The following is an 11,766-nucleotide window of genomic DNA, read 5'->3' as shown; positions in this document are numbered from 1 at the left end:
TTGGGGCAATCTCAAGAAGTGTTAGACCCGTTAGGAAATGTTCCGTGTGGTCATGTACATGAAACAGATGTGATGCTAGAAAATGCCTCTCCCTCTGAATTAATGCGTTACAATGAGTCTAGACAGGAGTTAGAGAATTTTACTCAACAGTATATTCAGAACAACCAAATTTCTGCTACTAATCAAAGTCGTACAATTTCTTATACCATTCCAGTTGTATTCCACGTGATACACAACGGTGGTCCTGAAAATATATCTGATGCTCAAGTTTTAGATGCTTTGGATATCTTGAATAGAGATTATCAAATGTTGAATGCTGATACTTCTGTTGTTGTGACGCCATTCAAAAACTTAGTTGCAGATATAGAAATCGAATTTAAATTGGCCAACATTGATCCATCAGGAGAATGTACAAATGGTATTACTAGAACGGTTTCTTCAGTAACATCAGACGCAAATGCTTCGGGTTACGATAGAATTCAGGCAGTAGTGAATGAACATGGGGTTTGGCCAGGAGACGAATACTTAAACATTTATGTAGCTGCACAAATTGGTGGAGCAGCAGGGTATACATATAAGCCAAGTAACTGGGGAGGAACAGGAACTACCATGAATAATGGAATTCACATTCTTTCTAATTACGTAGGTTCTATAGGTACAGGTTCTACTTCTTTAAGTAGAGCGTTAACGCATGAGGTAGGACACTGGTTAAATTTAGATCACCTATGGGGTGGTTCTAATAACCCTGGTCAAGCAAGTAACTGTGGTATAGATGATGCAGTGGCTGATACGCCTTCTACATTAGGTTGGACAAGTTGTAATTTACAAGGTACAACGTGTGATAATAACCTAGACAACGTTCAGAACTACATGGAGTATTCGTACTGTTCTAGAATGTTTACGGTAGGACAAAAAGCAAGAATGCACGCTGCCTTGAACTCAACTGTTGGTGGAAGAAATAACATTTGGAGTGCTGCAAACTTAGTAGCAACCGGAGTGAATAATCCAGATCAATTCTGTAAAGCGAACTTCCAAACGAGTACAAATGAGGTTTGTGCAGGGACTGCAGTAAGTTTCCAAGATTTATCATTTGATGCACCTACATCATGGAATTGGTCATTTCCTGGTGCAACACCAGCGACTTCTACAGATCAAAACCCAGTAGTTGTTTATGATACACCGGGTACATATCAAGTGAGTTTAACTGCTTCGGATGGAGCGGTAACAGATACGGAAACGAAATCAGCTTATATTACAGTATTGCCAAAAGTTACAAATCTTCCCTTCTTAGAATCTTTTGTATCTAATACAATCCCTTCTGAATTTTGGGTAAGAAATAACATCGGTGGTACAGCGCAATGGCAAAGAACAACTTCTGCGGGTTATACAGATAATTCTTCGGCGATGTTGTTTAATTACGCGCAACCAGATGGTTCTGTTGATGAGTTTATTTCTCAATCTTTTGATTTGTCAAATGTAGATCCAAATGTTGGTGTTACGATGACTTTTAGATATGCATACCGCAAAAGAAGCGCAGCAGATTATGAAGTTTTAAGAGTTTATTTCTCTAGTGATTGTGGAGAAAACTGGTCGCAAAGAAAGATTTTATTCGGGTCTCAGTTGGGTACAGATATTAGTACTACAGCGTGGACTCCTCAAGGACAAAATGATTGGGAAACAGTTCATTTAACAAATATCACGAGTCAATTCTGGACGGAGAACTTTAGGGTGAAATTCACTTTCGAAAGTGGTGGTGGAAACAACATCTTTATAGATGATATCAATTTGTATGACGGAAGTCCTTCTAATGATATTTTGACAATCAATGAAGAAAGTATTATCGAAAACTTCGTTATTTATCCTAATCCAAGTGCTGGAGTGGTTAATGTAAACTTTACAACTCCAGAAGCTACACAAGCGTCAATTGCAGTTGTAGATATTCTTGGTAAAGTGATTACACAAACAGATGTTAATACGACGATTGGTCAGAATAATATAACATTAGCAGATAAATTAGCAGCCGGAACTTATATGGTTAGGGTTAGTTTAGCAGATGGTAGTCAGCAAACCAAAAAGCTAATCGTGAAATAAGCGATTCAAGAAGAATAAAATAATTGTTGAGGGACTTCCATTTGGAGGTCCCTTCTTTTTTGGAGCAATTTAGAAACGAGTATTTACGTTGAATTGCGAAATTAGGTGGTGTTTGCGGCGTTTGTAAATAGAGTAGAGGGTTGGTGTGGTTGTGTATAAATTCTCACGTATATCTGTGGTTATACGCAAAAAAAATGGTCAACCCAAAGGCTGACCATTTCAAATATTGAAAGCAAAGTGAATTATTTCACTTTAGAGTAAGTTCTTTTTTCAGTGTAAGAACGAAGTAAATTAGATTGTAATGAATCTACTGTAATTTCACTAGAGAAATTACGTGTGATCACCATTTTATCGTTTCTCAATTCTTTAACCTCGTAGGCATGTTCATTGTCATCGAAAGTAATTCCGGTTTTGTTTTTCCCGTCATTTGTCCACCACCAGTTACCAGAGCTAATTTCCTGACCGTATGTGTAGTCTGTAGTAGTCGTATAGCTACCATCTTTTTCAATAGTCATTGCGTAATCTACTTCAATTGATTGGTAATCTGAAGAAGCAGTATCTATGAAATAATAAATTTCATTTTCTCCATCGAAGTCGTAAGCTTCATAATGAACGGTGTCAGCTTGTAAATCAAAGGTTAGGATAGAAACATCCTTTGTTGAGTAAGAATCTAATACCCAGTCCCCAGAAATTCTGGAATCTCTAGCTCTTAAAGATAAAAATGGATCGTCTTCTCCTTTTTTACACGCTACAACACTGGCCCCTATTAACGCCGTTAAAACAAGTGATTTTACAGTTTTCATGATTGAATTTTTTTTGAAAAATACGAATTAGAATGGAAAAAGTTGTCTTTTGCACCAGGTTATTGGGCAAATAAAAGGGGATGACGTAAGATCATCCCCTTTCTAACTGTTATTCGAAAAGAATTATTTGATAATAAAATTATAAATGTCGTTACCATTTGCATAAATGAGCAAGGACAGAATTAGAACAAAACCAACAAGTTGAGCATATTCTAGAACTTTCTGTGGTGCCTCTCTACCTGTAATAATTTCATAAATAAGGAAGGTGACATGACCACCATCTAAAGCTGGAATAGGTAGTATGTTCATTATCGCTAATACAAAGGAAATGAAGGCTGTATTTCCCCAGAATACTTGCCAATCCCAAGTGGTAGGGAAAAGAGAACCAATGGTTCCGAAACCACCCATACTTGAAGCACCTTTTTTCGTAAAAATGAATTTTAATTGAACAAAGTAATCGTGCATGGTCCAACCACCTTTTGCGATACCTTTAGAGATAGACTCTCCAAAGCTGTAAGATTGTGTTTCAATTTTAATTTGTCCAGCCAAATCATTGTAAAAACCAATCGTGCCATTGGTGTCTGTAGCTACTGATTTTGTTAATGTATCACCCTCACGAATTAAAGTGATTTCTACTGTAGTATCTTTTCTAGAACGTAATTCTTGAGCGAATTCATTGTAGAAATTGTAATTGGTTCCATTTATAGCAATCAATCGATCTCCTTTTTGAATGTCAGATTTAATTGCATTTCCATCAGGAGACAATGTGTCAACAATGGTTAGTACACGAGGAGTGAACAATCGAACGGCATCATTTTGGAACATCCATCTGTCTAAATCTTCACCTTCTACTTGATTCGGTAGCGTGATTTTTTCAGTAGTTCCATCTTCGTGCAAAACTTCTAATTCTCTGTATCCTCTTAACCAGATCTGTGGTAATAGTGCTTTTAATCCAGAAAACTCTTCGCCTTCAACCGATAAGATTTTATCACCATCTCTAAAATTTAAATTCAATTCTGCTAGCGCAGGGTGAATGCTTAATCCGTGTGTTAATCCTTCGTTGGTGATTTTTGATTCTCCATAACCAAAGATGATCATGATGTATATAAAGAAACCGACAATAACGTTTACCGTAACTCCACCTACCATAACGATTAAACGTTGCCAAGCTGGCTTGGCTCTGAATTCATCGGGTTGTGGAGGTTTGGCTAATTGTTCTTTGTCCATAGACTCGTCTACCATACCGGCGATTTTTACATAACCACCCAAAGGTAACCATCCTATCCCCCATTCAGTATCTCCAATTTTTTTCTTGAATAAAGAGAACCATGCATCAAAGAAAAGGTAGAATTTCTCTACACGGATTTTAAATAAACGTGCTGGAATAAAGTGACCGAATTCGTGTAAAACGATTAATATAGAAAGCGATAGAATTAACTGCGCTGCTTTCATTAAAATGTCCATGTTATGCTCCTTTAATTTTAGCTGATAAATATAGCTATTTATATTAGATTGCTCAGGCTTGAAAGGGCTTAGTTTGTATTGCTTGAATATGGTAGAGGTCCTACTTTATCCATACTTAAACGATACATTATGGATGGGGTTACAGATTCAACAATTCAAGGATTCAAAGATTTAGGGTTTAAGATTTGAATGTTTGATAGTTTGTCTCTCGGCTACCGCTCGAGAACCTAAGTTTGGGGAAAGTAATTTGAAGATTTGAAGGATTGAACGAATGGAAGGATTTGTCACCCTGCTCTGCGTGAGAACCTTAGTTGGAGTGTTTGGAGCTTTGATTTTTTACTACCAGGGATAGTAGCGGTTACCCCGCATCCCGAATTCATTCGGGAGTGGAGTAGTAGCGGATAGCCCGGCCCAATTTTTAATTGGGGGGAGCCTACCTTAATAATACGACATGTCCTGTCTTAAATTCTTTTTTATTGGTTACCGTATTGGTGTATTCGAGTGTATAGGTATAGGTGTCTGTTTTGCAGGCTTGACCTTTGTAAGTTCCATCCCAAGAGGCGTTGAAATCATGACTTTGAAAGAGGATTTCTCCATACCTGTTGAAAATAGTAAGGGTGTAATTATTGAGGTTACAGTTGGTTTTAGGTTGAAAACTGTTGTTGATATCATTGTCGTCTGGCGTAAAGGAATTGGGAACGTACAAGGGGCATTGACAATCGATGAATAAGATGTCTGTTGAAACATTGATGGTTTCACACAAATTGCTAAGTGTTACGGTATAAGTTCCCGCAGTTTGTACTTCAAAGCTAGGAGTTGTGCTTCCGTCTGGCCATTGGATATCCACATCTTCTGCTTCAACTTCGAGTGTTAAATGATCATCAAAACAAACTTCTTGATAGGGAGGGAGGTTGTATTCAATGGGCGCTGTTATCCAGAGGTTGATGCTGTCTTGTATGGCACAGCTTTCGTTGGCTGCAGACACCCAAATCTGTTGATCTGTATAAAAAGCATTTGTAAAATCTGATGTTCCATCTGACCACATAATGTTTTGTGCCATATTTGTAAAGTCATAACTTATAAAATCGCCAGGACAAATGGATGTGTCGCTGCCCAGATCTATGGTTGGATAATCCGCAAAATTTACCGCTATGCTGTCGGTAGCTGTACAATTTCCATTCGTAACGGTTAACCAGTAGACACCCGGTAACTCAACCGCTAAGGTGTCCGCGCTAGAGCCATCACTCCAAGTGTTGCTACCTTGGTTAACGTACTGATTGTACAAATAACCGATGAGCTCATCACAGAAAGTAGTGTCGTTTCCTAGGTTAGTCATGGGTTGGTCTTGGAAAGTTATGTGAATACTATCGGTTTTGTTACACAAAGAATCAGCAGCCGTGAGCCAATAAAGTCCAGTACTATCTACGGTGATGTTTGATGTTATTTGGTTGGTAGACCACAGGAAATCGTAGTTGTTGTTTAAACCTGAACTAATATTAAAAAGAGAATCGCCACACAAAAGCGTGTCTACTCCTAGATCAAAAGCTATATTTCCTATTGAATCTACAATGATTGTATCATTGAAAACACAATAGGTTGAAGTTATGCTGACGGTATAAGTTCCACCTTGGGTAATAGTAAGTATTGAATCTGTATCACCGGTACTCCACAAGAAATTTGCGTTGGGAACGTCTATTCCTGCATCGAATTCTAAGGTGTTACCTGAGCAGATAATTGTGTCTGAAAGTTGAGGTGGATTACAGTCGGGAGCAGGGAACGCGTTTTCTGTAATATATACACCGGCAACATCGGGGTAGCCTACAGTGCTCAACATGGTGATTTTAGCGCCTATAACATGATCTGTAGTGGAAAGTCCAAAATCGGTCGTGAAATCCAAGGGTAAATAATGTCTACCCGACAAGGTGACCCCACCCAAATAGCAGTTGTTGGTATATCTAAATTTCCAATAAACATCAGGAAGAGCGGTCCAATCAGTAGTATCTACAAGGTGCTGGTTAGAAAGGGTGTTGTTGGCAAGAATAAGTTCAATGATACAATTGTCGGGATGAAAGCTTGTTTCAAAGATGATTTCATCTCCGAGGTGAGCTACCCATCCTTGGTTGAAATAAAGTGTTACCGAATAATTAGGGTTGAAATTTACCCAAGTGCTGTCGTTGGGATATCCCTTTACGTATTCCACGGAGGGACATGGTCCGATAACAGAATCTATACAATCTACTAAATTATAACCCGCAATACTTTGTCCAAAACTCGGAAGAGCAGACAGCAGGAGTAGCATGTAAAGAAATTTTTTCATGAGTAGTGATATAGGGTATTGATTTACAGTGAATAAATGTACAAAAAAAGTGGAAAAGTGGTTTCAACGAATCAAGTATTTAACAAATTAACAACCTATTGAAGCATCTATTGGCATGGTTGAAAATGGTTCAATGAATTCCATTCAACGAGTAATCCTGGGCGCTTAAATAAAATACCAGGTGAAAACGAAGGGCGGGAGGGATATTCTTTTAACTTTGGGTAAGTTGTTGCAGCTTATGTCAGACTCATTACCCACAAGAATATATTCAAGTAAAAAAGAACTTTCGTTTTGGCGTGTTTTGCGCGAAGGTTTAGGTGCCTTGCGGAAATCTAATTTCTTGGCATTGCAATTGGCAAAGCGAGATATCAAAGCACAATATAGACAGTCGTTTTTAGGATTGCTTTGGAGTTTGATTTTACCCTTATCGACAGCTTTGGTTTGGGTGTTGTTACGAAGTTCTAATACCGTTAATTTAGGTGAGGTGAATGTGAATTATGTACTTTTTGTATTTGTAGGTACGCTTTCGTGGTCCATCCTTACAGAGTCCATTTTAGGTCCTATGAACATGGTTCTATCCATGCGTACAACTTTATCCAAAATTAATTTTCCAAAGGAAGCTTTAATTACTTCGAGTGTATACAAAACAGGTTTTAATACTTTGGTGAAGTTGATTATTCTCCTTGTCTTGATGTTGATTTATCCCGTTGAAATGGGTGGGAGCATGTTATTTTTTCCGGTCAGTCTTTTTGCCTTGTTTTTGGTAGGAACAGCGATAGGCTTGTTCATTACACCCCTTGGATTATTGATAGGCGATGTTGGGAAAATTCTTACACCCTTGATGCAGGTATTGATGTATGTGAGTCCAGTAGTATTCATGACGCCTAAACCTGAGGGATTTTTTGGGAAGCTTGTTTATTATAACCCTTTAACACCTTTAATTTCGAACTTCAGAAATGCTTTACTGGGGTTGCCTTTAGAACAAATGAGTTACTATTTGATGACAGGAATAGCAGCAATAATTGTATTTTGTTTAGCATTGGTGGTATTTAGAATTACGATACCTATAATTACAGAACGCATTGGAGGATAAGGATGTATTGGTAAGGGTTGAGGGAGTTTCAAAGAAATTCTGTAAAAATCTAAAGCGCAGTTTAGTTTATGGATTAAAAGACGCTTTTGGAGCTATCAATCCTTTGGCAAAAAAGAACACTTCCACACTTCGAAAACAAGAGTTTTGGGCGGTAAAGAACATTTCTTTTGAACTTAGACGTGGAGAATGCTTGGGCTTGATAGGGCACAATGGAGCGGGGAAAAGTACAATGTTGAAAATCTTGAATGGATTGATTAATCCAGATGAGGGAAAGATTACAATAAGAGGAAAAGTAGGAGCGTTGATAGAATTAGGCGCAGGCTTTACCCCCATATTAAGCGGAAGAGAAAATATCTATAATAATGGTGCTATCCTTGGATTTACGAGAGCGGAGATAGATGCAAAAATAGCTGAGATTATCGCTTTTTCGGAAATCGAAGCTTTCATAGATTCTCCCGTTCAGAATTATTCATCAGGAATGCGGGTGCGATTGGGCTTTGCTATTGCCGCCCATTTAGAACCTGATGTATTGATCATTGATGAAGTATTGGCAGTAGGAGATTTGGGCTTTGTACTCAAATGTTTCCAACAAATCGACAAATTGTTGCCTCATACAGCTGTGATTTTTGTATCTCATTCTATGCCCATGGTCTCGCGCATTTGTAACCACATTATCTTGATGGATCACGGCGTAGCTGAATACAATGGTAGAGATGTTTCGAAGGGTATTGGGCTTTATTATGATAAGTTTAAGGTGAATGATTCTAACGTTGTGCTCGCGCATGAAAAGCTGGTATTAACAGATTTTTCTCTTGCACAAATTTCGAATGCATCCTTTTCGCATGAATTGACCTTTTCATTGAGAAACGAGGTGAATGATTTTGTCATTACTGACCCGGAATTGTATGTTGAGTTAAAAGACAAAGAGCAAAGACCTATAGCGGGTAAAGTACTTTCGCTAGATCTAAAAATGACACGAGTGGAGGAAATGGTTGTTCGACTTTCTTTTGATAAACTAACAAAGGGCAAGTACAGTTTAGATGTATTACTATCGGATGGAGGAACTCCTTTGGTACGACACAATGATGCTGTTCAGTTTACCCAACATGATGGAGAACAAATGTGGGTTCCTTATGAAATTGATATGAAGCAATTGTAGATGAAGATAAACGTAACCCAAACATATTTACCTCCACAAGAGGAATATCAAGCCTATTTGAAAAAAGCTTGGGAGAATAATTGGTTGACCAATCGTGGTGAACTCGTTGAAGAATTGGAGGAGAAGCTACGCGCCTATTTGGGAGTACAACATATGACTTTAACAACCAACGGAACCTTGCCTTTACAAATTGCTCTGAAAACCCTGGAGATAAAAGGAGAGGTGATTACAACACCTTTTTCTTATGTTGCTTCGGTATCATCCATTGTTTGGGAGGGATGTACGCCAGTTTTTGTGGATATAGATCCCGAATATTGGACCCTAGATGAAAGTAAAATTGAGGAAGCTATTACAGAAAAAACTACGGCAATTTTAGCGACACATGTATTTGGTAATGCATGTCATGTAGAAGCAATTCAAAGCATAGCAGATAAGCATAACTTAAAAGTGATTTACGACGGAGCCCATTGTTTTGGGGTGCAATACAAGGGACAAAGTATATTCAATTATGGAGATGTAAGTACCTGTAGTTTTCACGCTACTAAAATTTTTCATACTGGAGAAGGTGGAGCGTGGTTCACCAAAGATCAGGAGTTACAAGACAAACTTTTCTATCACCATAATTTTGGACATAAAGGTCAAGAAGCCTTCCACGGCTTGGGAATCAATGCGAAGATGAGTGAATTACAGGCCGCGATGGGCTTGGCAGTTTTTGATCATATTATTGAGATTTCTGAAGGTCGTAAAAAAGCAGTAGCCATTTATGACGAACTTCTTGAAGGAAGGGATTTGCAAAAAATAAAATTAAGAGCAGGCACTTCACCCAACTATCATTATTATCCTGTCGTTTTTAAGAGTGAGGAGGAGTTACTAAAGGTACAGAAAGCGCTAAATACAGAAAATATTTACCCCAGAAGGTATTTTTATCCTTGTTTGGAGGAGTTAGATTATGTGGTTGCAAATAACTGTTCCGTTGCTCAGGAAATCTCCAAAAGGGTAATGTGTTTGCCTTTGTGGGAAAGTATTTCACCTATTGATCAACAACAAATTTCAAAAATCATAGAAGCATGCTTATAGTTGGAGCTGGAGGATTTGCTAGAGAATTGTTTGATGTGGTTCTAGAGAAATATTCTAAGGACGAAATAGCTTTTTACGATGATGTTAATGCAATAACCTGTTTGTTTGGATGTTCAGTTTTAAGGAATGAAGATGAGGTCCAAAAGTGGTTTAAAGAAAAGGGCTCTCAATTTAGTTTGGGAATAGGAAATCCAATTCTTCGAGAGAAATTGGCGTTGAAGTTTACCCGTTTTGGTGGTGCGTTGACGAGTGTTGTTAGTGAAAAATGTGTGATTGGTAAGGAAGCTGTAACCATAGGTGTAGGGGCTACAATTCTTCATCATGCAACATTAGCCAATGGCGTAGAGATAGGGAAAGGAGTATTGATCTATCATAATGTACAAATAACACATGATTGTAAAGTGGGGGATTTCTGCGAACTTTCTCCAGGGGCGGTGTTATTAGGGCAAGTTGAGTTTGGTGATAAGGTAAGTTGTGGTGCAAATGCGACTGTTTTACCAAAATTGAAGATTGCAGATGATGTTGTGATAGGAGCAGGTTCTGTTGTGACGAAATCTGTTTTTGAAAAAAAAGTATTAAAAGGGAACCCTGCAAAATGAATAATTCAGCGGATATCACAGTTTCAGTATGCATGATAACTTATAATCATGAGCATTTTATAGCGGAAGCAATTCACGGTGTATTAATGCAGGAAACCAATTTTAAAGTAGAGTTGATTCTTGCGGAAGACTGTTCTCCAGACAACAGTCAAAAAGTTATTCAAGAAATACTAGATACCTATAAAGGTGAGGTAATCATTAGTTATACCAGACATACTGAAAATAAAGGAATGATGCCGAATTTCATTTGGGCTTTGAACCAATGTAAAGGCAAGTATATTGCTTTGTGCGAAGGGGATGATTATTGGACGGATCCCTTAAAGTTGCAAAAGCAGGTTGATTTTTTGGAGGAGAATGATGACTGTGTGATTTGTTTCCATGAGTTAAAGGTTTTGGAGAAAAATGGTGAGTTGGTTGAAGACTATATGGCAAAGCCTACTTATCAAAAGATAGGAAAGAATAAAATCACTATAGGCGATTTATTAGAATATGGGAACTGTATACATACTCCGTCGGTCATGTTTAGGCGGCCTAGAGATTTTAAACCATATTTGGCATTCTCAAAATCCCTAGTAGGAGATTATCCTCTTTATTTGTTTTTATTGTCAAATGGAGGTTACGCTGTAAAACTAAATCAATCAATGTCCGTTTATAGAAAGGATGTAGGAGTGTTTTCTGCTCTGGATAATTTGAATAAAGATTTGATTCAATTAGAGATGTTTTCATTGTTAATTTCTTGTGATTGGATAAATGAGAATAATTCAGTTTTACTAAGAAATAGATTAAATGAAAAAATTAAAGGGTTAAAAAGTAGAGTAAATGAACGAGAGTTTTACCTTTTAAATAATCCAGAGTATTTATCTAAAAATATCTCTTTGAAGGTTCTTTTAAGAACATTAAAAGATAAAATTTTTAAAAAGTGAAGAAAATATTAAGCATCATAGTAACCTATAATGGTATGCGTAATAATTGGATAGAGAAATGCCTGATTAGTCTTGAAAATTCCAGTTACCCAAATGATATTTTAGTTGTGGATAATGCTTCAAGTGACGGTACTGTCGCTTATATTGAGTCAAATTTTACTTCAGTAGAATTTATTAAATATGAGAATAAACTAGGGTTTGGAGCCGCGAACAATCTTGGGTTTTAGAAAGCTATTTCTG

10 protein-coding genes are annotated in these 11,766 nt (G+C 37.5%); 7 read left to right on the top strand and 3 right to left on the bottom strand.

From position 1 onward, the window contains the following. A partial coding sequence (locus AC22ZQ_RS07730; RefSeq protein ID WP_318958207.1) for a zinc-dependent metalloprotease occupies nt 1-2,091 on the top strand: 2,091 nt, incomplete at its 5' end. Between the two features lie 242 nt (nt 2,092-2,333). Here AC22ZQ_RS07730 and AC22ZQ_RS07725 read toward each other — a convergent pair. The 3 genes from AC22ZQ_RS07725 to AC22ZQ_RS07715 form a co-directional block, all read right to left on the bottom strand. After that, complete coding sequence (locus AC22ZQ_RS07725) at nt 2,334-2,894, bottom strand: hypothetical protein (RefSeq protein ID WP_318958206.1); 561 nt, start codon at nt 2,892-2,894, stop codon at nt 2,334-2,336. Between the two features lie 123 nt (nt 2,895-3,017). Further along, nucleotides 3,018-4,358: an RIP metalloprotease RseP gene (gene rseP, locus AC22ZQ_RS07720; protein ID WP_318958205.1), complete on the bottom strand. Its 1,341-nt coding sequence runs from the start codon at nt 4,356-4,358 to the stop codon at nt 3,018-3,020. A gap of 433 nt (nt 4,359-4,791) precedes the next feature. Then, complete coding sequence (locus AC22ZQ_RS07715) at nt 4,792-6,675, bottom strand: T9SS type B sorting domain-containing protein (protein WP_318958204.1); 1,884 nt, start codon at nt 6,673-6,675, stop codon at nt 4,792-4,794. A 181-nt stretch (nt 6,676-6,856) separates the two neighbouring features. On the opposite strand from AC22ZQ_RS07715, the gene AC22ZQ_RS07710 reads away from it, so the two are divergent. From AC22ZQ_RS07710 to AC22ZQ_RS07685, 6 genes are read left to right on the top strand one after another with little or no spacing between them, the layout of a single operon-like run. After that, on the top strand, nt 6,857-7,768 hold the full coding sequence (locus tag AC22ZQ_RS07710; RefSeq protein WP_318958203.1) for an ABC transporter permease: 912 nt from the start codon (nt 6,857-6,859) through the stop codon (nt 7,766-7,768). Next, nucleotides 7,758-8,927 carry an ABC transporter ATP-binding protein gene (locus AC22ZQ_RS07705; protein ID WP_318958202.1) on the top strand — a complete coding sequence of 390 codons (1,170 nt, stop codon included), beginning with the start codon at nt 7,758-7,760 and terminating at the stop codon, nt 8,925-8,927. The genes AC22ZQ_RS07710 and AC22ZQ_RS07705 overlap by 11 nt, the downstream gene beginning before the upstream one ends. After that, nucleotides 8,928-10,004: a DegT/DnrJ/EryC1/StrS family aminotransferase gene (locus AC22ZQ_RS07700; protein WP_318958201.1), complete on the top strand. Its 1,077-nt coding sequence runs from the start codon at nt 8,928-8,930 to the stop codon at nt 10,002-10,004. Continuing rightward, nucleotides 9,995-10,603 (top strand): acetyltransferase, encoded by a 609-nt coding sequence (locus tag AC22ZQ_RS07695; RefSeq protein ID WP_318958200.1) that lies wholly within the window; start codon nt 9,995-9,997, stop codon nt 10,601-10,603. The genes AC22ZQ_RS07700 and AC22ZQ_RS07695 overlap by 10 nt, the downstream gene beginning before the upstream one ends. Next, nucleotides 10,600-11,526 carry a glycosyltransferase family 2 protein gene (locus AC22ZQ_RS07690; RefSeq protein WP_318958199.1) on the top strand — a complete coding sequence of 309 codons (927 nt, stop codon included), beginning with the start codon at nt 10,600-10,602 and terminating at the stop codon, nt 11,524-11,526. The genes AC22ZQ_RS07695 and AC22ZQ_RS07690 overlap by 4 nt, the downstream gene beginning before the upstream one ends. Beyond that, entirely contained in the window at nt 11,523-11,753 is a 231-nt protein-coding gene (locus AC22ZQ_RS07685; protein ID WP_318958198.1) for a glycosyltransferase, read from the top strand. Before AC22ZQ_RS07690 ends, AC22ZQ_RS07685 begins: the two co-directional genes overlap by 4 nt. Nucleotides 11,754-11,766 lie beyond the last annotated feature (13 nt).

The organism is Lishizhenia sp. (assembly GCF_057456495.1).
Note: the sequence above shows the minus strand (reverse complement) of the source record. Positions and strands in the feature narration are given on the sequence as shown.